The sequence below is a fragment of the Paraburkholderia polaris genome (assembly GCF_012927345.1).
GTDB classification, from domain to species: Bacteria; Pseudomonadota; Gammaproteobacteria; order Burkholderiales; family Burkholderiaceae; genus Paraburkholderia; species Paraburkholderia polaris.
The window spans coordinates 84287-106279 of the sequence record NZ_JABBGJ010000040.1 but is presented as its reverse complement, the minus strand read 5'-3'; the positions used below and the strand labels follow the sequence as shown (position 1 = coordinate 106279).

The following is a 21993-nucleotide window of genomic DNA, read 5'->3' as shown; positions in this document are numbered from 1 at the left end:
ACTAGTGTGAGACTTGATACTTTCGCTTCCAGCAGACCCCGAAGAGTCCACTGCGCGTCGCGCATCAAGCGCCCACACTTATCGGCTGTTAATTTTTAAAGATCGATTACGCATTCACCACCCAAACCGCACCGCGCGCTGCAGGCATCAACCGCCCACCTCGCAACCACCCGGTACCGCTTCGTTCTGCGTCGCTGCATCAGCAGCAGAGAAACGAGATTATGAAGAACTTTCGCTACGTCGTCAACAGGTTTTTCTAACTTTCTCAACCCGCTCACTTCGCTGAAAGCCTTGCCACTACTGGCTCTCCCGCCTCCCGTGCCCCGGTGTCCGAAGCACGAAAGAGCGAGATTCTAGCGAGCCGAACCGCGCCTTGCAAGCGCTATCTGGAATTTATTTCAAGGCGCCTTTTCTATGCGCCCCGACTCATCGGCAACCGGCACTTCCACGTCGGATGCCAGAGCGCGCGCTGCCGGGGCGCCGATCGTCCAATCGTGCAGCACGGTATAGGCAACCGCCAGCAAAGTTGGGCCAATGAAAACACCAAGGAAGCCGAAAGCAAACGCACCGCCCAGGATGCCCAGCATCACCAGGATCAACGGCATGTCACTACTCTTGCCGATCAGGATCGGCTTGATGACGTTGTCGGACATGCCGACGACCAACACGCCCCACACAACCAGAAAGATTGCCCAACCCGTTGCGCCGCCGTGATACAGCCAGATCGCCGCAGGCAGCCAGACGACAACCGGGCCGCCCGGTATAACTGACAGGAAGAACGTCGCTAGCCCAAGCAGCGCCGGCGCCGGGACGCCCGCAATCCAGCAACCGAAGCCGGCAAGAATGCCTTGCACAAGCGCCGTGCCGAGAATTCCGTAGACCACCCCCTTCACCGTGCTGCCCGCCAGCGTCAGCAAGTAGTCGGCGCGTTCGCCGGCGATGCGCCGCATGCCCGCCCTCAGCCAGGCCGCCGCGCCCTCCCCTCCGGTATAAAAGAAGAACGCGAGCACGATACTCAGCGCCAACAATCCCAGGCCGTGCGTAACAGCGATCCCAGCCGCCAGAATCCACTTGCCGGCCGGCGCCGCAAGCGCACGCATTTGCGCGATCAGTTCGGAGTTGCTACTCGTTACATTCGCCCAAAACGTCTCGATGTTCGAACCAATCAACGGGATTCGCCCCACCCACGGCGGCAAATCCGGCAAGCCAGCCTCGAAGAGTCTCTGTACCAACGCGACGATGTCGTGAACGTGCGCACCGAAAGCAAAGCCCGCATAGACGAACGGGCCAAGCACCACAACCAGAATGATGAGCACGATCAACGTCGCGGCCAGCTTCCGCCGCCCCCCCACTGCCGTAGTAAGCCGCCGGTACAAGCCCCACGAGCTATAACTTAGGATGGCGCCCCACAGCAGCGCGGTCGTAAAAGGCGCAAGCACCAGCAGGGAGCCACCCACCAATATGATCAACGCGAACACTGCGGCGAGACGTTCAATCAGTTGGTCCGATTTCACTATGAATCTCCTGTTGTGCCAGACCACAGCGACGAATAGACATACGCTTGCCAGGCGCCCACTGAAGGCAGTCAGTATAGAAGCGAGTCATGCCCCCGGGCATGTCTTATATCATCCGGCCAGGACGCTACGCAACGCATGTGACGGCACCCGCAACAGGCTTATTTTTTAATGCGGAAACGTCCCAATCCATCCCGCATAGTCAGCCAAATAATATGGCGGCATAGAAAGACTAGAATATAAGGTTCTGCACCCCCCAATTTCCGGATTTATGCGCTCGCGAATCGCCAAACGTCTCCCCCCCGATGCCGACAAACTTGTCGGTCTTTCGCTCGCGCTTTTCGCGTCAGGCAGCCGCACCGAAGACCGCTTCTGGGAAGCGAAGCTCGATGCGCTGCTGGCCAAGATCGTCCGCAACGCCAACCAGACAACGCTGGACGCCGCGCTCGATCATCTGCAGCAGAATCATCCTGATGCTTACGGTGCACTCGCCGACATGGCGGAAACGCACAGCGAGTCGTTCATCGTCGAACATGAAGGCGTGCCTTATGAAGCGCTGCTGATTGCCGCGCCGGTGCTGGCCTGGACTCGCTACATGATTCCTTCCGGCCCGCTCAAAGCGGACGCGGCCGACGCGCTGCGCGCGCACCTGCAGGCGCACGTGCTCGCGGCCAACACGCGTGTCGCCATGGTGCCGTTCCTTTACAGCATCGACCAACTGCCGCGTCACCACGTCGAAACCTGGCGCATTGCCCAGCAACTTGCTCAAACAGCGATGGCTGGCGGCAACGTCAAACTCAATTTTGGCGAACTGCCGGAAACTTCACCAATCCTGGCCGACCCGCGCTTTCTGCTTGCTGTGGTCGCGGCGCCGGTGGGCGAACCGGCGTTTCGCTGGCAGGAAGAAGAGAATGGCAGCCGGATCGAGCGCGGCCAATGCCTCGAACAATGGGCAACGCAAGGCGGCGCCAATCTGTCGCTGGTGCTGCCCGGATGTGAATTCGAGTGCCTGCTGCCGGATGCCTATTATTCAGCCTGCCGCGACGCCGACGAAAGCGTGCGCCCTCACACGGTACGTACCGCCGTGCGTTATCTGTTCGACACAATCGGCGCGGCGCCACAGGAGTTGCGCGCGGTTGTCGCCGGCTTCGGCGAGCGCCGTATTGACGAATACCGCGTCGGCTTCACGCGCCGGGGCAGCAATGACGTGATCTACGGCGTCGTGTGGCCACTTTACGGCCGCGAGAACGGCGAGCCCGGCATCGATGAAGAACCGCAAGAAACCGCTGCGTCAGACGACCCGCTAGAAGAAATCGTCGCATTGCTCAAGGAAACCGGCGTGACAGACGTGCGCCGCCACGCGGGCCGCTTCGAGCCGGAATATTGTGATGACTGCGGTGTCCCGCTCTATGCGGACCCGCTCGGCGAAATCGTCCACGCCGAAATGCCGGAGGACGCGGAGCCCGCGCAACCCCATTTCCACTGACCCACCGGTGCCGGCGTCATTGCGCCGTGCCGTCGACATCAGAAAGCCCCGCCGCGCGCGGGGTTTTTTTACGTCATTCCTCCTATGCCTTTTGGACAGGCGGTCAAAATGGAAGGAATTTGTCATCATAGTGCCGGTGGCGCATCGTAATTCGCCCGGCAACCTCGCCGGTCCGCACGCATCGCGCCACCTCGCCCGATTCATCTGGAGACATGGCATGCGATTCTCAATACTCAACTCAGACGCGGAACGACGCGATGGACTCAAAGCACTGCTGCGGCAAATCGACCGACTAGCGCGCTTTAACGAAGCACAGGATTGGCGTCAGGTTGAACGTACGCTCAAGCGCCTGCGGCCCGACCTGCTCGTGATCGATTGGCAGGACTGGATGTCGGTTGAAGATACCCGTCATCTGCTCAGCCATTACCCGGACCTGCGTATTGCAGTGCTGACCGACGAGGTCTCTCCAACTGCCGTGCGAGACCTCATGGACGAAGGTGTGCTCGGCGTGGTTCCGCGCGAAACCGACCCGTGCCTGATCGTGCGCGCTTTCGAGATGGTTCTGCTGGGCGGTCACTATGTGCCGCCCGGCGCGTTGGCGCTCAACCCTCCGCTACCGCCGGACGCCACCATCCGGCTGTTCGACGAGAAGAGTCCGCCACCGCGCCGGACCAAACTTTCCAACGGCCTGTCGCCCCGACAGGAGCAGATCATGCGCTGCGTCCACATGGGTAGCACTAACAAGATGATCGCGCGCACGCTCGGCATCAGTGAAGGCACCGTCAAGATCCACCTGACCAGCATATTTCAGCAACTCGGAGCGCCTAATCGTGCCGCCGCGGTCGCGCTCTACAACGGTTGGCTGTCGGCTCATTTGCAGGTACTGCGCAACGATGACGAAGGTCCGGTTCGTCCGGCAATGGGGCAAGCCGGCGTAGTGCCATTGCGGCGCCGCGCGCTGCGGCGCTTCCAGTATCCGTTGCCCGCGAACGACACGGCCGACACGCTGCCAATGGCGGCCGAACCGAGCACGCCATACGGCGATGCAGCCGCCGGGCCGGCGGCGGAACAGGTCACGCAAGGTTCGGCATAGCGTCAGCCGGCGCGCGCGCCAGAATCGGAACGCGCACTTTCTGGCAGCGTTCGCGCCGGCTGGCATGGAATCCGCTCACACCTTTTCTCGTCCAACGAGTAATATGAGATACATGGGTTTCCTCTACACACCGCTTCCGTTCTGGGTCGCTGTCGGTGGCTGGATCGCCACTGCGATAGTGGTCGCGCTCGCGCTGTGGAAAAATCCTTTCAAACGACTTCAGGACGGCACACTCCAGCATGTCTGGCTCGCGATCATCGTCGCGGTGTCAGTGCTGTGGGCGAGCAACGCGTGGCTCGACGACGGCACTGTCATGCATCTGCTCGGCGCCACACTGGTCGTCACACTATTTGATTGGGCGCTGGCGCTGATCGCCATGGCGATAGTCACCGGCCTTGCCGCGGTCGTCTTCGACGCTCCCTGGCAGGGCATCGCGCTGACTTTCCTCGTGTTCGGTGCACTGCCTGTCGGCATCTCGACCTTGATCCAGCGCGCCAGCATCGCCTGGCTGCCGCGTAACCTGTTCATGTTTATCTTCGGCCAGGGTTTTGTCTCACCCGCCATTGCCGTGTCGCTCACGGCGGCCGCGGCACTCGGCGTTCACATCGCACTCGCCGACGGTTCGATGACCGTGGTGCCGGTCGGCTACGCCTTCAGCGTGCTTCTGCTAGCCACCGGCGAGGCCTGGTTCACGGGAATGTCGACGGCATTGATCGCGGTCTATCGCCCGGCGTGGGTTACCACTTATGATGTGCGTCGATATCGATTGGGCGGGCCACGCACCTGACACGGGCGCAGCGTCGAGCACGTATCCGCGACAATCGGCCATCTCGGCACATAAAGCGCCTGAGTCCATGCACCACGACAGGACAAAATATTTGTGTCAGGATTGAACTCATCCCTCTCGCCGGGCATCTTACGTGCCTCATGTCTCATTAGCGTCTAACGAACTAGATGGATCGCCCCAACGTACCGCGCCGATTGCTGCGGTTGGTCGGCCGGTTGGCAACATTTGCAGCGGGTCTCTCGCTCATTTGCACTGCTCCCGCATACGCCGATCAACTCGAACAGCACAACGATCTCGTCAACAAATTTGTCAATGACATGCATGCAGACCCGCTAGTCGCGGACTGCGCCGCTCATGGCAATTTTGTTGCAAGCACATCGACCGCCTTCGACCATGTCGAATTTCCACCCAGCTCCTTCGACAGCGCGCATGCGTCGGTCACACCCTGGAACGATTCGTTCGACGAGGGCAAGCAGCGCGTCAAGGTGGATAACATCGTTACCGTCGAGGGCCTCGGCATCCGCCAGAGCGGCGACGGAGATCCAGCCGATCTCAAATTCCGCTGCGGCTATGTGGGCGCCCAGATGCTGGCGTTCAGCTGGAACGATCCGGTGCCGCCTGCCCGCGCGCATAGCTCCGGTTCTACGGGATCGCGAGCGTCCTCAGGCAAGCATAAGAGCGTGAAGGGCAAGCACTCGGCTAGCGGCAAAACTACGAAGAAAGCGACCGGAAAGTCCACGAAGGCAAGCTCGGGGACATCGTCGCGAGCGACTTCCAGCAAGTCTTCGAGCAAATCGACCGCGAAGAAGTCCCCGGCGAAAAAGACTCAATAACGAGCATGACCCGCGGCCGTTTCAACTGACCCACGCCGCGGGTCATGCCGGCACCCCAAAAAAAACGGGGCACACACTTCCAAAGTGTGTGCCCCGTTTTTTTGTGCAGCGTCCGGTCAGGCGAACGTCTCCACATGCCGCAAAATCGCTTGCAGCATGGCAGCGCCCAGCGACGCGCTACGTTCGCCGTTCCAACCCACCCGCTCGTCCGGCAGATTGGCGTTGTCCTTGAACGGCATCTCTAGCGTCAACGACAGACAGCCGAATTCGTTACCGACGTACTTCGAAGCCAGCTTGAGCGCGTCTTCACGATACTTGCTCGCGGCATAGCCGTACTTGTCCTGGAAGTCCGGACTCGCATGCTTGAATGCTTCGATGAACGCTTTCTGCTCCTCTGCCTGCCGCTCCGTGAAACCCGGCAGCATTTCGGAGCCGGCCACGAACACGTACGGCAGCGCCTCGTCGCCGTGGATATCGAAAAAGAGGTCACAGCCGGTTGCGTGAATTGCGTCCCGCACGGCCAGCACCTCAGGGCTGCGCGCGGCGTCCGGCTCCATCCACTCGCGGTTCAGGTTCGCGCCCGCCGCGTTGGTGCGCAGGTTGCCGTGCACGCTGCCGTCCGGATTCATGTTCGGCACGATGTAGAACACCGCGTGATCGTAGAGCTTGCGCGCCACCGGATCGCCCGCCCAATCGCCCCAGCCCGCGAGACGCTTGACGAGGCCTTCGATGAACCATTCGGCCATCGTCTCGCCAGGATGCTGGCGCGCGATCAACCAGATCTTCTTCTTGGGCGTGTCACCGGTTTGCGGCGTGCCCAGCGTCAGCAGCGACATCGGCCGACCTTCGACGGTCTTGCCCAACTCCGTAAGCGTGGCCTGCGGCATCTGCTGGACCGCGCCGAGAAACTCCGAGTGACGTTCCTCGCTATACGGCTCGAAATACGCGTAGTAGATGCGGTCGAAATCCGGCGTGTGGTCGATCGTCAACACACGGCCGTCGTACGAAGTCGGCACGCGGAACCAATTCACCCGATCATAGCTTGCCACCGCCTGGTAGTCGCGCCAGCCTTCGGCGAATGCGCACGCCGCGGCATTTTCGAAGGTCATCACGCAGCGCTCGCCGGCCGCGCCAGACAATCCGAAATAGAACCACTGCGCGAACTCGGCGTGACTGTCGGGCCGCACGCGCAGACGGATGTTGCCAGCGTCTTCGCAGGCCAGCACTTCGATCGCGCCCGCATCGAAGTTGCTCGTAATCGATAACGTCATGATGTTCTTCCCTGCTTGTGTGCGCCGCAATCGCTTAGTCAGCGATGCGGCGGCGGAATACGTAAGTGGAATCGTTCGAGGCCTCAGCGTTGAACGCGTAGCCTTCGGAGTCGAAGTCCTTCAACTGCTCGGGCTTGTCGAGGCGGTTTTCGACCGCGTATCGCGCCATCAAACCGCGCGCGCGCTTTGCGTGGAAACTGATGATCTTGTAGCGGCCGCCCTTCCAGTCTTCAAACACCGGCGTGACGATCGGCGCGTCAAGCAGCTTGGGCTTGACTGACTTGAAGTACTCACTCGAAGCGCAATTGACCAGCACGCGCGAGGCGGCAGCGTTTTTCTTTAACTGCGCGTTCAAAGCCTGCGTGATCCGCTCGCCCCAGAACGCGTACAGATCCTTGCCGCGCGTATTGGCAAAGCGCGTACCCATTTCGAGGCGGTACGGTTGCAGGAGATCGAGCGGGCGCAGCAATCCGTACAGGCCGGAAAGCACTCGCACGTGATTCTGCGCGTAATCCAGATCAGCCGACGACAACGTCCTGGCGTTGAAGCCTTCGTACACATCGCCGTTGAACGCGAGCACCGCCTGCTTGGCGTTGTGCGTGCCGAAGCTGGGCGACCAATCCGCGTAACGCTGGAAATTGAGGTGTGCGAGTTGATCGGAAATGCTCATCAACGAACCGATCTGCTGCGGCGACAAAAGGCGCAATCCGCCGATCAATTCGGCCGCATCGTCGACGAAATCGGGGATCGTGTGCTTTTTAACGTGAGGAGGGGTTTCGTAGTCAAGCGATTTCGCCGGCGACAGAACGATTATCATAGAGGCTTGCAGGCACGCCGTGCCTGGCAGTCAGAGACGAAAGCCAGATTGTAACGAATGCCCGCTTCCCATGCCGCACACGGCGCTTTGCGCGTCGTCCTCGATTCCAATGTCTGGATCGATATTCTCGTATTCGACGATCCGCACACGCGGCCCATCCGCACCGCGCTCGAAAGCGGCGCGCTGGCCGCGCTGATCGACGCGCGCTGCCTCGCCGAACTCACGTACGTGCTCGACTATCCGCAATTCGTGCATCGCAATGTCGACAAGGCAGCGGCGCTTGCCATCGTCGCACGCTTGGCGCACTTGGTCGAACCCGCTGCACCCGCGGAAGATGCCAGGCCGTTGCCCAAATGCAAAGACCGCGACGACCAGAAATTCCTCGAACTCGCGCACGCCGCGCAGGCCGACTGGCTGGTGTCGAAAGACCGCGCAGTATTGAAACTCGCCAAGCGGATTGCGCGTGACTTCGGTTTCCAGATTGCACAGCCGGCGCCGTTCGTCAGCGCCTGCATGAACGCGGAAAACGAGCCTACGCCCGTATGACCCCTGGCCGGATGGCCAACGTCGGGCCAACTGTGCGCACGTAGCGCCGCGATTCCCTACAATCGGGCTTCGTCCTTTTCGAACGACGCCTTTCGCCAACTCACTCGACCTCGCTACGGACAGCGCCATGAATGCACCGCACGACACGCCCATGAGTCCCTCATTTCCGTCTCGCCTGCCGGACGTCGGCACGACGATTTTTACTGTGATGAGCGCGCTTGCCGCCGAAAAAGGCGCAGTGAACCTCGGCCAGGGCTTTCCCGACTTCGGCTGCGATGCCCGCATTGTCGACGCGGTCACGAACGCAATGCGCGACGGCCACAATCAATACCCACCGATGGCCGGCGCCGCGCCGCTGCGTCAGGCTATCTCGGACAAGATCGCGAACCTGTACGGCCGCCGTTACGACGCCACCAGCGAGATCACCGTGACAGCAGGCGCCACGCAGGCGCTGCTGACCGCGATTCTCTGCACCGTGCATCCGGGCGACGAAGTGATCGTGGTCGAGCCAACCTACGACAGCTATCTCCCGTCGATCGAGCTGGCCGGCGGCAAGCCGGTATTCATCACGCTCGATGCACCCGACTACACGATCCCGTTCGACAAGCTTGCCGCTGCGATCACGCCGAAAACGCGGCTCCTGCTGATCAACACGCCGCACAACCCGACCGGTACGGTCTGGCGCGCGGAAGACATGCGCAAGCTCGAAGAAATCGTGCGTGGCACTAACGTGCTGATTTTGTCGGACGAAGTGTACGAACACATGGTGTACGACGGCGCACCGCACGAAAGCGTTGCGCGCTATCCGGAGCTGGCGCAGCGCAGTTTCGTGGTGTCGAGCTTCGGCAAGACCTATCACGTCACCGGCTGGAAAGTTGGCTACGTAGCCGCACCCGCCGCACTCACCGCCGAATTCCGTAAGGTGCACCAGTTCAACGTGTTCACGGTCAACACGCCGATGCAGGTCGGCCTCGCGGAATATATGAAGGATCCGGCACCCTATCTGGATCTGCCCGCGTTTTATCAAAAGAAGCGCGACTTCTTCCGCGCCGGCCTCGCGAATTCACGCTTCAAGCTGCTGCCTTGCACGGGCACGTACTTTCAGTGCGTCGACTATTCGGCGATCAGCGATCTGCCCGAAGCCGAATTCGCGCAATGGCTGACCGGCGAGATCGGTGTCGCGGCGATTCCGGTGTCGGCGTTCTATCACGAGGCGCATGAATCGGGCGTAGTGCGCTTTTGCTTTGCCAAGCAGGAAACGACACTCGCCACCGCGCTCGACCGGCTGGCGCGGCTCTAGGACGCCCCGCGCGATGCTGCGAACGAACCCACGTTCCTCGCCATCGCGCGCAGCGGCCCACGCGTGCGTTGCACGCCGGATTTCATTTCACCCGCGGCACCGCCGGCCCTCAGGCGGGACGCGAGGCCGCGATATACGCCTTACGATCTTCGGTCACGCGCTGTGCGGCCGGCCGGGCGTTGATCGCCTTCATATAGCTTTTCCAGTCCACGCCGGCCTCGAGCAGCAAGTCGCGGCCGTAGATGGTCTGCGTCGCCATACCGATCAGCGGCAAGCTCACATACCCTGCTGCGTCGGCGACACTGAAACGCTCGCCGCTCAAATACGGCCCGAATTTCGCGATCCGCTTGAAGCCGACGATGTGATGCGCAAGCAGCTTCTCGACACGCCCCTTGGTCGCGTCAGTCACGGTGCCACCGAAGAACGCTTCCTTGTAGAGATTGCGCGCGGTCAGTTCGAGATGCACATCCACGAACGTGATCAACTCGCGCTCCTTGGCCGCTTCCCACGGGTCAGCGGAGAAAATTGCCTTGTCGGGAAACTGCGCGGCAAGGTATTCGACGATGCATTGCGATTCGCACAGATCGCCGTGTTCGGTATGGATATAGGGCACCTTGCCAAGCGGAGAATGCTCGAGCATCGTCTCTTCCTGGCTCGGCAGCACGAACACTTCCTCGAACGGAATGCCGTGTTCGAGAAGCACGAACTTCACCTTGTTGTAATAGTTCGAGAGCGCGAAACCGCACAGCTTGATCATCGGGTGTCTCCTTTCTTCGGGTTGTTTGTGACCGCTCGTCAAAAGCAAAGCGGCGGCCTTCGATCAATCATCCAGTAAATTGCACGATCGTGCTATTCTAAAATAACCATGGAGTCGAGCATCACAATGAACTCTCGCAATTTCAGTATCGAGACCATCGGCATTGTCGGAACCGGTGCAATGGGCCGTGGCATCGCCCAGATTGCCGCGTTGGCGGGCCTCACCGTGCGTCTTTACGACACGAATCCCGCCGCGATCGGCGCCGCGCGCGACTACCTTGCCGAGACTTTCGCCAAATTGACCGCCAAAGGCAAGCTCGACCAGGCCCGCTCGCTCGCCGCGCTGGCAAATGTGAGCGGCGCCCAGGTCATCGGCGATCTGGCCGATTGCGATCTGGTCGTCGAGGCAATCGTCGAAAAGCTCGATGTGAAGCAAGCCCTCTTTCGCGAGCTCGAAACGGTCGTGGGTGGCCGTTGTGTGCTGGCGTCGAACACGTCGTCGTTGTCGATTACTGCGATTGCAGCAGGCTGCACGAATCCGTCACGAGTGGCCGGCTATCACTTCTTCAATCCGGTTCCGTTGATGAAGGTCGTCGAAGTGATCGACGGCCTGCGCAGCGATCCCGCAGTTGGCGACGCGCTGATGGATCTCGCGCGCCGCATGGGGCACACGCCGGTGCGCGCGAAAGATATGCCCGGCTTCATTGTCAATCACGCCGGTCGCGGCATGAATACCGAAGGCCTGCGCGTCGCGGGCGAAGGCGTTGCAAGCTTCGCCGACATCGACCGCATCATGCGCGAGCAGGCGGGCTTTCGCCTCGGGCCGTTCGAACTGCTCGACCTGACCGCGCTCGACGTATCGCATCCGGTGATGGAATCGATCTATCACCAGTTTTATGAAGAACCGCGCTTCACGCCCTCGCCGATCACGGGCACGCGGCTCGCGGGTGGACTGATCGGCCGCAAAACGGGTGAAGGCTTTTACCGCTATGAAAACGGCAAGCAGCAAGTGCCCGCAGAAGCACCCGCGCCGACTGAACTGCCGCAAAGCGTGTGGGTCAGCAAGCGCTATCCACAAGCGCATGCCGCCGTCGTGCAACTCATCGCCAAAGCCGGCGTAAAACTCGACGAAGGCACCACGCCCGCATTGAACTCGCTGATCGTCGTGACACCGTTCGGTCATGACGCGACCACCGCCGCCGTCGACGAAGCACTCGATGCAACTCGCGTTGTCGCTATCGATGCCCTATTCCCGCTGGCCGCCGCGCAGCGCCGCACGCTGATGACGACACCCGCCACCAGCCGCACGGCGCGCGAGACCGCGCACGCACTATTTGCCGCCGAGGGCGTTCCCGTCACCGTGATCCGTGACTCGACAGGCTTCGTCGCGCAACGCGTCGTGGCGACCATCGTCAACATTGGCTGCGACATCGCGCAAAAACAGATCGCGACGCCGGACGATATCGACCTCGCCGTGACGCTAGGCCTCGGTTACCCGCGCGGGCCGCTCGCACTCGGCGACGCACTCGGCGCAAAAACGATCCTCACCATCTTGCGCAATATCCTCAGCGTGCTCGGCGATCCGCGCTATCGTCCGTCGCCGTGGCTTGCACGGCGCGCACAACTTGGCCTGTCGCTGACGCAACGCGACACTACCGACACTCAAACGGAGACCCAACAATGAGCGCCGAACTGCTGACCTCGCGCCCTACCGAAAGCGAATCGACGCTAGTCCTCACGCTATCGAACCCCGGCGCACGCAACGCGCTGCATCCGGACATGTATGCCGCGGGCATCGAAGCGCTCGAATCGGTCGAGCGCGATCCTTCCATACGCGCCGTCGTGATCGCCGGCGCGGATAATTTCTTTTGCGCGGGCGGCAATCTGAACCGCTTGCTGGAAAACCGCGCGAAAGATCCGTCGGTGCAGGCGGAGAGCATCGATCTGCTCGGCGAATGGATTTCGGCGCTGCGTTTGTCGTCGAAGCCGGTGATCGCCGCCGTTGATGGCGCCGCTGCCGGTGCGGGGTTTTCGCTCGCGCTCGCGTGCGATCTGATCGTCGCCGCGGAAGACGCCAAATTTGTGATGTCGTATGCGCGTGTCGGCCTCACGCCGGACGGCGGCGGCTCGTGGTTTCTTGCACAAGCCTTGCCACGTCAGCTGGCGACCGAAGTGCTGATCGAAGGCAAACCAATCGGCGCCACGCGTCTTTTCGATCTCGGCGTCGTCAACAAACTGGCTAAGACCGGCACTGTGCGCGACACCGCTGTCGCCTGGGCCGACGAGCTCGGCAAGATTTCGCCGAATTCGGTCGCGCGTATCAAGGGGCTCATCGGCGCGGCCGGCGCACAGCCGCTCGCTGAACATCTGGTCGCCGAACGCGACAGCTTCGTCGCCTCACTGCACCATCGTGACGGGCTCGAAGGGATTTCCGCGTTCCTCGAAAAACGCGCTCCGCTCTACAAATGAACGCAAGTGAACACCAGTAAACGAAGGGACAATGCCTGACTATCAACTCCCCAAGCGCCGCCGGATCTTCCTGATGCGTCACGGCGACGTGACCTACTTCGACGACTCCGGCCGCGCGATCGATCCTGAAACCGTGCCGTTGAACGCGAACGGTCGCGAGCAGGCAAGCGCGGCAGGCCGCGTGTTCGCCGAGCAGGAAGTCCGGTTCGATCGGGTGATCGTGAGCGGTCTGCCGCGCACGGTCGAAACCGCGCAACGTGTGCTGGCCGAGACCGGTCAGCAGATCGACCTCGACATCGAGCCTGCATGGCAGGAAATTCGCGGTGGCAAGCTCGGCAACATTCCGCCGCAGGATATCGAAGCGGCATTTCTCGGCGTGTTCGACGGGATCGTGCCGGAAAACACGCGCTTTCTCGACGGCGAAACCATCGGCGCGTTGTTCGACCGCGTGTTGCCCGCGGTGGCGGCTTTGCGCGAGGATACGTCATGGGACACAGTGCTGCTGGTGCTGCACGGCGGCGTGAATCGCGCGATTCTGTCGCATGCGCTCACAGCCGGCGGACGCACGTTCTTCGGCCATCTGGCGCAGGCCACCGGTTGCATCAACGCGCTCGACGTCGGTGCCGAACCGCGCGACTGGGTGTTACGCACGATCAACTATTCACCGCCGTCGCCGCTCTATCGCGACGTTCGCAATACCACGATGGAAATGCTCTACGCACAATTCATTCAATACAAGCGTAGCTGAACCCGAACTGGAGGAGACATATGGTGCAAGCCACACAGACCGGCGAACCAGAACACAAACCGGATTATTCGGCCTTCGAGGGCACGCGCCCGGTCAATGAGCGGCAACGCTTCGACAGCGACGCGCTCGCCGCGTGGCTAACCCAGCATGTCGATGGGTTTACCGGACCGCTCACGTTGGAGCAATTCGCGGGTGGCCAGTCCAATCCCACCTTCAAAATCGTCACACCGTCGCGCTCGTATGTGATGCGCGCCAAGCCTGGACCGGCCGCGAAGTTACTGCCCTCAGCGCACGCCGTCGAACGCGAATACCGTGTGATGCATGCGCTTGCCGGCACCGACGCGCCGGTCGCGAACATGCTCGCTTTGTGCGAAGACGAAAGCGTGATCGGCCGGGCGTTCTACGTGATGGAGTTCGTCGAAGGCCGCGTGCTGTGGGACCAGTCTTTGCCGGGCATGACGCCTGTGGAGCGCACGGCGATTTACGACGAAATGAATCGCGTGATCGCCGCGCTGCACAGCGTCGACGTCGCATCGATCGGTCTTGCCGACTACGGCAAACCGGGCAACTACTTCACACGCCAGATCGGCCGTTGGAGCAAGCAGTACCTCGCGTCCGAAACCGAGCCGATCGACGCGATGCAACGCCTGATCGAATGGCTGCCGCAGCATATGCCGGCGGAAACGGGCGAGCGCGCCTCGGTCGTGCATGGCGACTACCGGCTCGACAATCTGATCTTCCATCCCACCGAGCCGCGCGTACTGGCCGTACTCGACTGGGAACTGTCGACGCTCGGCGACCCGCTCGCCGACTTCGCCTATCACTGCATGGCATGGCACGTCGATCCGGCGCAATTCCGCGGCATTGCGGGTCTCGACTGGGCGGCCCTCGGCATTCCTGATGAAGCGCAGTACGTCGAGCGCTATTGCAAGCGCACTGGCTTCGAGATCCACGGCGACTGGAATTTCTATCTGGCGTACAACATGTTCCGCATCGCCGCGATCCTGCAAGGGATCATGAAACGCGTCGTCGACGGTACGGCGGCGAGCGCTCAGGCCCTCGATGCCGGCCGCCGCGCGAAGCCGATGGCGGAACTCGCCTGGCGCTACGCACAGAAGGTGCGTTAAGCAAATCGGTACACCAGGTTGCGCTCCCGAACAAACGTCATTCGTCATCCGCGAGGTCATACATGAATTTCGATTACACCCCGAAGGTTCAGGCGCTACGCGAGAAACTGCTCGCCTTCTTCGACGAGCACATCTATCCGAACGAGCAGGCGTTCTATGCCGAGATCGCGCAGAACCGTCAGAACGGCAACGCATGGCTGCCGACCGAACTGATCGAGCAACTGAAACAGAAGGCGCGCGACGCCGGCTTGTGGAACCTGTTCCTGCCTGAATCGGTACGCGGTGCCGGTCTGACGAATCTTGAATACGCGCCGCTGTGCGAAATCATGGGCCGTGTGCCCTGGGCTCCGGAAGTGTTCAACTGCAACGCGCCCGACACCGGCAACATGGAAACGATCGAGCGCTACGGCAGCGACGACAACAAGCGCGAATGGCTCGAACCGCTGCTGCAAGGGCACATCCGCTCGGCGTTTCTGATGACCGAGCCGGAAGTGGCGTCGTCGGATGCGACCAATATCCAGACGAGCATCGTGCGCGATGGTGACTCCTACGTGATCAACGGTCACAAGTGGTGGTCGTCCGGTGCGGGGGACCCGCGCTGCAAGATCTACATCGTGATGGGCAAGACCGACCCTGAGGCGCCACGCCATGCGCAGCAGTCGATGATTCTGATCCCTGCCGATGCTACCGGCATCATCGTGCACCGCCCTCTCACCGTATTCGGCTACGACGACGCGCCGCACGGCCACATGGAAATCACGCTCGAAAATGTGCGTGTGCCGGCTACCAACATGCTGCTCGGCGAAGGACGCGGCTTCGAAATCGCTCAAGGCCGCCTCGGACCAGGACGCATCCACCACTGCATGCGTTTGATCGGCCTCGCCGAGCGCGCGCTCGAACTCATGGCGAAACGCTCCATGCAACGCGTCGCTTTCGGCAAGCCAGTTGCCGCGCAAGGCGTCACACAGGAGCGCATAGCCGAAGCGCGTTGCATGATCGAACAGGCGCGCCTGCTGACACTGAAGACCGCGTACATGATGGACACGGTCGGCAACAAGGGCGCGCGCGGCGAGATCGCCATGATCAAGGTGGTCGCGCCGAATATGGCCTGCCAGGTGATCGACTGGGCGATCCAGGCGCACGGCGGCGGCGGCGTCAGCGACGATTTTCCGCTGGCGTATGCGTATGCATCCGCGCGGACGTTACGCTTCGCCGATGGCCCCGACGAAGTGCACCGCAACGCGATCGCAAAGCTCGAACTGGCGCGCTATATGGATGCGGGTGCTGCGGCTCGCGTGGAGACGCCGATTACGCGGGTTTGAGCGTTTGATCGTTTGAGCGTTTGAGCGTTTGAGCGTTTGAGCGTCTGATCGCTTAAGCAGGCGTTCGAGGCAGCTTCGCGGCGGTTGATTGCGCAGCGAAGTCAAGACTTGGCTCATGCTGGCGCGGCCAGCAGCATCGCTCGATCTGTGCTCTAATTTTTGTCAACTGCGGCGCCCTTTGCGGCGCCGCTTTCACGAAACAAAGGAGCCAGGATGATCGACGTCTATAGTTGGGCAACCCCGAACGGCCATAAGGTTCACATCATGCTCGAGGAAACGGGCCTCGCGTACACGGTGCATGGCATCGATATCGGTGCGGGCGACCAGTTCAAACCCGAATTCCTTGCCATCAGCCCGAACAACAAGATTCCGGCAATCGTCGATTCGGAAGGTCCTAAAGACGCCGGCGGCAAGCCGTTCGCACTGTTCGAATCGGGCGCGATTCTAATTTACCTCGCGGAGAAAACCGGCAAATTCCTGCCGACTGATCCGGCCGCACGCTATGCGACGCTGCAATGGCTAATGTTCCAGATGGGCGGCCTCGGCCCGATGCTTGGGCAAACACATCACTTCCGCAATTATGCGCCGGAGCCGATCGAGTATGCGATCAACCGTTATACGAACGAAACGCGGCGTCTGTACGGCGTGATGGACGCGCAACTCGGCAAGACGCAGTATCTGGCCGGCAATGACTACACGATCGCTGACATCGCCGCATTTCCGTGGACACGCTCGTGGCAGAACCAGGGTATCGAACTGGATACGTTTGCGCATGTGAAGCGGTGGCACGAAGAAATTGCCGCACGTCCGGCAGTGGTACGCGGCGTCGAAGTGCTGGCGTCGGCCCGCAAGCCGCTCATGGACGACAAGGCTAAAGAGATACTGTTCGGTGCGACGCAGTACGCCAGGCGGTAGTCGTGCCCTTGCTCCGTGGCATCGGCGTTCGTTCACATTGACAATGATTGCAACCGCAGCATTGCCATCCGTAGAAGGGTCAGCATAAAAAAGCGCGAGACGGCATCACTGCCACTCGCGCTTTTTTGGTAACCGGTCGGCTTTGAGCGGTTAGAAATAATGCCGCGTGATGAACTCGGCGACACACACCGGCCGCTCACTGCCCTGCCGCTCCAACGTCACATTCCATTCAACCTGCACACCGGCGTTGTCGACGTCGGTGACGGATTGCACCGCAAACCGTGCACGCAACTGCGAGCCGACCAACACCGGCGATGTGAACCGCACGCGATTCAATCCGTAGTTGACGCCCATGCGCTGCTCAAGCGCCACCGTCTTGCCGAGCAACGCCGGAATCAACGACAGCGTCATGAACCCATGCGCGACCGGACCACCGAACGGCGATTCACGCCGCGCCCGCTCGGGATCAACGTGAATCCATTGATGATCGCCGGTGGCTTCGGCAAAACGATCGACGCTCGCCTGATCGACCGTCAGCCAGTCGCTAACGAGCGGTTCAGCGCCAACCAGCGCACGCAACGCCGCTGCATCGCCAAACGTTGCGGCGGCCACCACGCTGCTGCCCGTCATGACGCGGCTCCCGGATTGCGCAGTCCGAACAACCCCTTGGAGCGCACAGTGATCACCGTTTCGCCATGCTGGTTAATGCCTTCCCACTGCGTCGAAACGATGCCGCGATCCGGCTTACTCTCCGAAACGCGCTTGTCGAGTACAGCGTTCATCATCGTGATCGTGTCGCCGACGCGCACGGGCTTCAACCAGCGGATCTCGTCGATACCGGGCGAACCCATTGACGTGGAACCCGCGATCGCGTTGCGCACCAGCATGCCCATCATGACCGAACAGGTGTGCCAGCCGCTTGCGACCAGTCCGCGAAACGGCGACGCTGCGGCTGCCGCCTCGTCCAGGTGAAACGGCTGCGGATCGAACTTCTCCGCAAACTCGACAATCTCTTCGCGCGTGAAAGTATGCTTGCCGATTTCGGTAGTCGTGCCGACTACCATGTCTTCATAACTCAGACCCATCGTCACACCTCTTTCTTATCCGATTCGACCGGCTGATCAGGCTTCGGCGGTGACAAAGCCGGGCAGCGCGGCGAACCGCGCGAGATGGTGATCAACATCGCCCAATGTGGTTTCGATGATAGCGAGACGTTTGAACAGATGCGCCGCCGCGACTTCATTCGTGACGCCCATGCCACCGTGCAACTGGACCGCCTGCTGACCAACGAAACGGGCGGCCTGACCGACCCGCGCCTTCGCTGCGGAGACCGCACGGCGACGTTCGTCGGCGTCTGCGCTCGTGTAACGCACAGCGGCGAGATAAGTGACCGAACGCGCCTGCTCGGCGTGAATCAACATTTCGACCATGCGATGCTGCAACGCCTGAAAACGCGCGATCGGCTGACCGAACTGCTGGCGCGTCTTGCTGTACTCGACGGTTGCATGGTTCAGTGCGTCGAGCGCGCCGACCGCTTCCGCACAGAGCAATACCGTGCCGTAGTCTGCGATGCGTTCCAAGGCCGCGGCACCAGCGTGTCTGCCGGTGAGTTGACGTGCGGGCGTGCCGTTGAATTTGAGCGTCGCAGCACGCTGGCCGTCGATTGTGCGGTAGTCGGTGACTGCGACACCGGCCGCATCGCGGGCGACGACAAAGAGCGCGATCTCGCCATTCAGCCGAGCCGGCACGATCCAGTAATCTGCTTGCGCGCCGTGCAGCACAACCGATTTCGTGCCGGTCAACGTCAGCTGATCGCCTTGCCCATTCGCAACTGTCTCGACCTCGAACAGGTCGTAGCGTGCATGCGGCTCGTGAAATGCTACTGCGAGCTTGATCTCGCCCTGGGCCGCGCGTTCGAGCAGCGATGCATCTTCGCCCTGCCAGGTGCCCGCCAGCCGCAGCGCCTCGACACCCACCGCGGTCGCCCAATACGGCTCGACCACCAAAGCACGGCCGAGCTCCTGCATGACCACCAGCATGTCGATCGGGCTGCCGTTGAAGCCACCCTGCGCTTCCGGCACCGGCAACGCGGTCAGACCCAGTTCGGTAAATGCTGTCCAGTGCGTATCCGACACGCCGCTTGCCGATTGCACGATCGCCTGGCGCGCTTCGAACCCATAGCTCTTGTCCAGATAGCGGCGCAGCGCGTCAGCAAATTGCTGTTGTTCGTCGTTGAAAGTGAAGTCCATGCGCCGCTCCTCAAAGCCCCAGAATCATCTGCGCGATGATGTTCTTTTGAATTTCGTTCGAGCCGCCGTAAATCGACGTCTTGCGGAAGTTGAAGTAGTACGCGGCCAGCGGCGCGGCGTCGTCGTCCCCGGCGAGGCTATGTTCGCGTTCGCCTTCGAGGAATGGCACGTCGAACGGTGCGGCAAGCGGTCCGATTGCTTCGACCATCAGTTCAGTCAGCGCTTGCTGCACTTCCGTGCCCTTGATCTTGAGCATCGAGGCTTCCGGCCCCGGCCCACGTCCGCCTGTTTCATTGGCGACCACACGTTGCACGGTGACTTCGAGCGCCATCAGTTCGATCTCGAGGCTCGCGACTTTCGCGGCAAACACAGGATCTTGCAGCAACGGCTTGCCGTTCTTCTTCTGATCCAGCGCGAGGCGCTTCAGGAATACGAGCTCGCGCTTCGATTGCCCGACGCGCGCAATACCGGTGCGTTCGTGCCCGAGCAGGTACTTCGCGTAGGTCCAGCCACGATTCTCTTCGCCGACCAGATTTTCGACCGGCACCTTCACGTCTTCGAAAAAGACTTCGTTGACTTCGTGGTCTTCGTCAAGCGTGATGATCGGGCGCACGGTAATACCGGGCGTTTTCATGTCGATCAGCAGGAACGAAATGCCCTCCTGCTTTTTCGCGCCGCTGTCGGTACGCACGAGGCAGAACATCATGTCGGCGTACTGACCCAGCGTGGTCCACGTTTTCTGACCGTTGACCACATAGTGATCGCCAACGCGCTCGGCACGCGTGCGCAGCGAGGCCAGGTCGGAACCGGACCCCGGTTCGGAATAACCCTGACACCACCAGTCGGTACCGTCGAGAATGCGCGGCAGATAGTGGCGCTTCTGCGCCTCATTGCCGTACTTCATCAGCACGGGCGCCACCATCGAGACGCCGAACGGCAGCACGGACGGCGCACCGATACGCGCGCACTCTTCGTCCCAGATATGCCGTTGGGTCGCGTCCCAGCCTGGGCCGCCGTATTCTTTCGGCCACGCGACGACCGACCAGCCGCGCGTGCCGAGCAGCTTGTGCCAGCCGGCGAAGTCTTCGCGGTTCAGACGCTTGTGGGTGAGTACTTTGTCGCTCAGCTCGCGAGGCAGATTCGCTTCGAGCCAAGCGCGGATGTCGGCGCGGAACGCGTCGTCAGCGGGGGAATAGTCCAGATTCATGCGTAGTGTCTCCTGGCCGCAACCGCCCGCTGCCAGTGAGCCACTGCGCTATTGCAGCGGTTCCTTCAAGGCAGCCGGGACCGGCAGCGGCATCACTTCGATGCCTTCTTCGACCAAGGCTTTCGCGTCTTCCGGTGTCGTGACACCGCGAATATTGCGTGCGGGCGCTTCGTTGTAGTGAATGCGCCGTGCTTCCTCGGCGAAGCGGTCGCCCACGTTCTCAGTCTTTTCCAGTACCTCGCGCAAGGCACGCATTACGCGCGCCTGCATTTCTCCCGTATCCGCCGGGACTTTCGCTTCGGTCGCACCCGACAGATTCAGGCGCGGCGCCGACGGCAGACGGCTCACTTCGTTCGCACCGCAGATCGGACATTCGACGAGCTTGCGGGACTGCTGCGACTCGAAGTCATCAGCCGAAGCGAACCAGCCTTCGAACCGATGGCCATGCGGACACTGTAAATCGAGGACCTTCATGTGGACTCAGGGCTTGCGTGCCAGTTTAGCGCAAAATGGAAATTTGTGAACGGTCGTTCGTAAATTTTTACGGACGACGCATTGACGCCAGGCGTCGCTGACAAATCGAACGCGGTGGGCGATTTTAACGCTTTGCGCAACGGGCTGCCGAAGAGGGCTCAACCAGTGAACGGCATATCGAAAGCCCGTAGGTGAAAGAGCGCCCTGAACGTATGGCGCTCATGGATTCGCGCGCTTGCCGCTCCGCTCCTTTTAAGCCACAAGGAATTCGAGTCGGCGGCTAAGCCTCGGTTCGAGTTGAAGCGCTTCTTTGGCAAGGTTGATTTGCTTGGCCGATTTCGCGACGTCGAATACGTCCGCCTTGATGTCATACCCCCCACGCGTGGTCAGCCAACCAAGGATATCCGACAGATGCCACACCGACGCACTGCCTTCGTGAACCGGCGATGGGAAGTCAATCGCGTGGCTCAGCATCAGCTTACGCATGTTTTGCCGTGACACGCCCGCGACCTCAGCGACATCCGTGAGGCCGACGAAATCCGGCCCTGCCTCGACAAGGCGCGCAGACGGCACGGTCTGCTTAATATCTTTGAGCGCGCTGACAAGCGCTTCGAACGCCGACGCGCCTTCGCGAGCAAAAAACAGCGCAATGCGCCCCGGTTGCCCCACGCCGATAGTAGCGTCGTCGCATCCGGCCTCGCCCAGGCGCTCGACGATCTCGTCAAGATCGCAATCTTCCGCAGCGAGCCGGTACTTCAAGGTGAACACATATTCCATAAGCTACTCCTGCCTTCATTCAGCCTTGGGCTTTTGCCCTTCGAACACTGTTACTACCGGCGCGCCGTGCAGTTGTCGACGATGCGCCTGAGGTGCTTTGCGTGGTTGCCGGGATTCTTCGGCGTACTCCACACACTCGAGATACAGAACTCGCCGCAACGACATTCCGCGTCGTTGTAGGGACAGTAAATCTTTCCCCAGGCGTGACCTTTGCCACCACCCTGGACACGCCAGCCGTTTCTTTCCGCGTACCCAGCGCGGCCTCGACCTCTTTTTTGGAATGGATTCCACGAGCCATCTAT

At 61.2% G+C, this 21993-nt stretch carries 22 protein-coding genes and 1 pseudogene; 12 read left to right on the top strand and 11 right to left on the bottom strand.

From position 1 onward, the window contains the following. Nucleotides 1-398: 398 nt before the first annotated feature. Nucleotides 399-1514, bottom strand: a complete 1116-nt coding sequence (locus tag HHL24_RS31915) for an AI-2E family transporter (RefSeq protein WP_329606773.1) — start codon at nucleotides 1512-1514, stop codon at nucleotides 399-401. A gap of 271 nt (nucleotides 1515-1785) precedes the next feature. Here HHL24_RS31915 and HHL24_RS31910 point away from each other — a divergent pair, with 271 nt between their 5' ends. The 4 genes from HHL24_RS31910 (at nucleotide 1786) to HHL24_RS31895 (ending at nucleotide 5713) form a co-directional block, all read left to right on the top strand. Then, the gene (locus HHL24_RS31910; RefSeq protein ID WP_169489284.1) at nucleotides 1786-3000 is read left to right on the top strand and encodes a DUF2863 family protein; all 1215 of its coding nucleotides are present in this window, start codon (nucleotides 1786-1788) and stop codon (nucleotides 2998-3000) included. Nucleotides 3001-3217: 217 nt separating this feature from the next. Next, entirely contained in the window at nucleotides 3218-4093 is an 876-nt protein-coding gene (locus HHL24_RS31905) for a response regulator transcription factor (RefSeq protein WP_169489291.1), read from the top strand. 112 nt (nucleotides 4094-4205) lie between these two features. Continuing rightward, nucleotides 4206-4880 (top strand): energy-coupling factor ABC transporter permease, encoded by a 675-nt coding sequence (locus HHL24_RS31900; protein WP_063495323.1) that lies wholly within the window; start codon nucleotides 4206-4208, stop codon nucleotides 4878-4880. Between the two features lie 167 nt (nucleotides 4881-5047). Continuing rightward, entirely contained in the window at nucleotides 5048-5713 is a 666-nt protein-coding gene (locus HHL24_RS31895; RefSeq protein ID WP_169489283.1) for a BspC domain-containing protein, read from the top strand. Between the two features lie 116 nt (nucleotides 5714-5829). On the opposite strand, the gene HHL24_RS31890 is transcribed toward HHL24_RS31895, so the two are convergent. Both HHL24_RS31890 and yaaA read right to left on the bottom strand, forming a co-directional pair. After that, the gene (locus HHL24_RS31890) at nucleotides 5830-6984 is read right to left on the bottom strand and encodes a M14 family metallopeptidase (protein WP_169489282.1); all 1155 of its coding nucleotides are present in this window, start codon (nucleotides 6982-6984) and stop codon (nucleotides 5830-5832) included. A 34-nt stretch (nucleotides 6985-7018) separates the two neighbouring features. Beyond that, nucleotides 7019-7801: a peroxide stress protein YaaA gene (gene yaaA, locus HHL24_RS31885; RefSeq protein ID WP_169489281.1), complete on the bottom strand. Its 783-nt coding sequence runs from the start codon at nucleotides 7799-7801 to the stop codon at nucleotides 7019-7021. A gap of 57 nt (nucleotides 7802-7858) precedes the next feature. Between yaaA and HHL24_RS31880 the strand changes: the two genes are divergently transcribed. Beyond that, a complete protein-coding gene (locus HHL24_RS31880) occupies nucleotides 7859-8347 on the top strand; it encodes a putative toxin-antitoxin system toxin component, PIN family (protein ID WP_169489280.1) in 489 nt (162 codons plus the stop codon). A 127-nt stretch (nucleotides 8348-8474) separates the two neighbouring features. Beyond that, on the top strand, nucleotides 8475-9647 hold the full coding sequence (locus HHL24_RS31875) for a pyridoxal phosphate-dependent aminotransferase (protein WP_169489279.1): 1173 nt from the start codon (nucleotides 8475-8477) through the stop codon (nucleotides 9645-9647). A gap of 109 nt (nucleotides 9648-9756) precedes the next feature. On the opposite strand, the gene HHL24_RS31870 is transcribed toward HHL24_RS31875, so the two are convergent. Continuing rightward, nucleotides 9757-10404, bottom strand: a complete 648-nt coding sequence (locus HHL24_RS31870; protein ID WP_169489278.1) for a glutathione S-transferase family protein — start codon at nucleotides 10402-10404, stop codon at nucleotides 9757-9759. Between the two features lie 126 nt (nucleotides 10405-10530). Here HHL24_RS31870 and HHL24_RS31865 point away from each other — a divergent pair, with 126 nt between their 5' ends. The 6 genes from HHL24_RS31865 (at nucleotide 10531) to HHL24_RS31840 (ending at nucleotide 16984) form a co-directional block, all read left to right on the top strand. Next, a complete protein-coding gene (locus tag HHL24_RS31865) occupies nucleotides 10531-12087 on the top strand; it encodes a 3-hydroxyacyl-CoA dehydrogenase (RefSeq protein ID WP_169489277.1) in 1557 nt (518 codons plus the stop codon). After that, nucleotides 12084-12872 carry an oxepin-CoA hydrolase, alternative type gene (locus HHL24_RS31860; protein ID WP_169489276.1) on the top strand — a complete coding sequence of 263 codons (789 nt, stop codon included), beginning with the start codon at nucleotides 12084-12086 and terminating at the stop codon, nucleotides 12870-12872. The genes HHL24_RS31865 and HHL24_RS31860 overlap by 4 nt, the downstream gene beginning before the upstream one ends. 31 nt (nucleotides 12873-12903) lie before the next feature. Then, complete coding sequence (locus HHL24_RS31855) at nucleotides 12904-13620, top strand: histidine phosphatase family protein (protein ID WP_169489275.1); 717 nt, start codon at nucleotides 12904-12906, stop codon at nucleotides 13618-13620. 20 nt (nucleotides 13621-13640) lie between these two features. Further along, on the top strand, nucleotides 13641-14747 hold the full coding sequence (locus HHL24_RS31850) for a phosphotransferase (protein WP_169489274.1): 1107 nt from the start codon (nucleotides 13641-13643) through the stop codon (nucleotides 14745-14747). Nucleotides 14748-14809: 62 nt separating this feature from the next. Beyond that, entirely contained in the window at nucleotides 14810-16069 is a 1260-nt protein-coding gene (locus HHL24_RS31845; RefSeq protein WP_169489273.1) for an acyl-CoA dehydrogenase family protein, read from the top strand. A gap of 213 nt (nucleotides 16070-16282) precedes the next feature. Beyond that, the gene (locus tag HHL24_RS31840) at nucleotides 16283-16984 is read left to right on the top strand and encodes a glutathione binding-like protein (protein ID WP_169489272.1); all 702 of its coding nucleotides are present in this window, start codon (nucleotides 16283-16285) and stop codon (nucleotides 16982-16984) included. Nucleotides 16985-17134: 150 nt separating this feature from the next. Here the strand turns inward: HHL24_RS31840 and HHL24_RS31835 are convergent, their stop codons facing one another. The 7 genes and pseudogenes from HHL24_RS31835 to HHL24_RS44200 form a co-directional block, all read right to left on the bottom strand. Then, entirely contained in the window at nucleotides 17135-17614 is a 480-nt protein-coding gene (locus tag HHL24_RS31835) for a MaoC family dehydratase (protein WP_169489271.1), read from the bottom strand. Then, nucleotides 17611-18069, bottom strand: a complete 459-nt coding sequence (locus HHL24_RS31830; RefSeq protein ID WP_154567188.1) for a MaoC family dehydratase — start codon at nucleotides 18067-18069, stop codon at nucleotides 17611-17613. Before HHL24_RS31830 ends, HHL24_RS31835 begins: the two co-directional genes overlap by 4 nt. A 36-nt stretch (nucleotides 18070-18105) precedes the next feature. Continuing rightward, on the bottom strand, nucleotides 18106-19233 hold the full coding sequence (locus HHL24_RS31825; RefSeq protein ID WP_169489270.1) for an acyl-CoA dehydrogenase family protein: 1128 nt from the start codon (nucleotides 19231-19233) through the stop codon (nucleotides 18106-18108). Nucleotides 19234-19243: 10 nt separating this feature from the next. Next, nucleotides 19244-20440 (bottom strand): acyl-CoA dehydrogenase family protein, encoded by a 1197-nt coding sequence (locus HHL24_RS31820; protein WP_169489269.1) that lies wholly within the window; start codon nucleotides 20438-20440, stop codon nucleotides 19244-19246. A gap of 48 nt (nucleotides 20441-20488) precedes the next feature. Continuing rightward, complete coding sequence (locus tag HHL24_RS31815) at nucleotides 20489-20914, bottom strand: DUF1178 family protein (RefSeq protein WP_093639658.1); 426 nt, start codon at nucleotides 20912-20914, stop codon at nucleotides 20489-20491. Nucleotides 20915-21166: 252 nt separating this feature from the next. After that, nucleotides 21167-21691, bottom strand: coding sequence for a helix-turn-helix transcriptional regulator (locus tag HHL24_RS31810; RefSeq protein ID WP_169489268.1), 525 nt, complete (start codon nucleotides 21689-21691; stop codon nucleotides 21167-21169). A gap of 53 nt (nucleotides 21692-21744) precedes the next feature. Beyond that, nucleotides 21745-21989: pseudogene (locus tag HHL24_RS44200) on the bottom strand (hypothetical protein). Nucleotides 21990-21993: the final 4 nt, after the last annotated feature.

Bases quoted from the DNA above. Each gene is read 5' to 3' on its own strand.
- HHL24_RS31910 (WP_169489284.1), top strand. From the start codon at position 1,786: ATGCGCTCGCGAATCGCCAAACGTCTCCCCCCCGATGCCGACAAACTT.
- HHL24_RS31905 (WP_169489291.1), top strand. From the start codon at position 3,218: ATGCGATTCTCAATACTCAACTCAGACGCGGAACGACGCGATGGACTC.
- HHL24_RS31900 (WP_063495323.1), top strand. From the start codon at position 4,206: ATGGGTTTCCTCTACACACCGCTTCCGTTCTGGGTCGCTGTCGGTGGC.
- HHL24_RS31895 (WP_169489283.1), top strand. From the start codon at position 5,048: ATGGATCGCCCCAACGTACCGCGCCGATTGCTGCGGTTGGTCGGCCGG.
- HHL24_RS31890 (WP_169489282.1), bottom strand. From the start codon at position 6,984: ATGACGTTATCGATTACGAGCAACTTCGATGCGGGCGCGATCGAAGTG.
- yaaA (WP_169489281.1), bottom strand. From the start codon at position 7,801: ATGATAATCGTTCTGTCGCCGGCGAAATCGCTTGACTACGAAACCCCT.
- HHL24_RS31880 (WP_169489280.1), top strand. From the start codon at position 7,859: ATGCCCGCTTCCCATGCCGCACACGGCGCTTTGCGCGTCGTCCTCGAT.
- HHL24_RS31875 (WP_169489279.1), top strand. From the start codon at position 8,475: ATGAATGCACCGCACGACACGCCCATGAGTCCCTCATTTCCGTCTCGC.
- HHL24_RS31870 (WP_169489278.1), bottom strand. From the start codon at position 10,404: ATGATCAAGCTGTGCGGTTTCGCGCTCTCGAACTATTACAACAAGGTG.
- HHL24_RS31865 (WP_169489277.1), top strand. From the start codon at position 10,531: ATGAACTCTCGCAATTTCAGTATCGAGACCATCGGCATTGTCGGAACC.
- HHL24_RS31860 (WP_169489276.1), top strand. From the start codon at position 12,084: ATGAGCGCCGAACTGCTGACCTCGCGCCCTACCGAAAGCGAATCGACG.
- HHL24_RS31855 (WP_169489275.1), top strand. From the start codon at position 12,904: ATGCCTGACTATCAACTCCCCAAGCGCCGCCGGATCTTCCTGATGCGT.
- HHL24_RS31850 (WP_169489274.1), top strand. From the start codon at position 13,641: ATGGTGCAAGCCACACAGACCGGCGAACCAGAACACAAACCGGATTAT.
- HHL24_RS31845 (WP_169489273.1), top strand. From the start codon at position 14,810: ATGAATTTCGATTACACCCCGAAGGTTCAGGCGCTACGCGAGAAACTG.
- HHL24_RS31840 (WP_169489272.1), top strand. From the start codon at position 16,283: ATGATCGACGTCTATAGTTGGGCAACCCCGAACGGCCATAAGGTTCAC.
- HHL24_RS31835 (WP_169489271.1), bottom strand. From the start codon at position 17,614: ATGACGGGCAGCAGCGTGGTGGCCGCCGCAACGTTTGGCGATGCAGCG.
- HHL24_RS31830 (WP_154567188.1), bottom strand. From the start codon at position 18,069: ATGGGTCTGAGTTATGAAGACATGGTAGTCGGCACGACTACCGAAATC.
- HHL24_RS31825 (WP_169489270.1), bottom strand. From the start codon at position 19,233: ATGGACTTCACTTTCAACGACGAACAACAGCAATTTGCTGACGCGCTG.
- HHL24_RS31820 (WP_169489269.1), bottom strand. From the start codon at position 20,440: ATGAATCTGGACTATTCCCCCGCTGACGACGCGTTCCGCGCCGACATC.
- HHL24_RS31815 (WP_093639658.1), bottom strand. From the start codon at position 20,914: ATGAAGGTCCTCGATTTACAGTGTCCGCATGGCCATCGGTTCGAAGGC.
- HHL24_RS31810 (WP_169489268.1), bottom strand. From the start codon at position 21,691: ATGGAATATGTGTTCACCTTGAAGTACCGGCTCGCTGCGGAAGATTGC.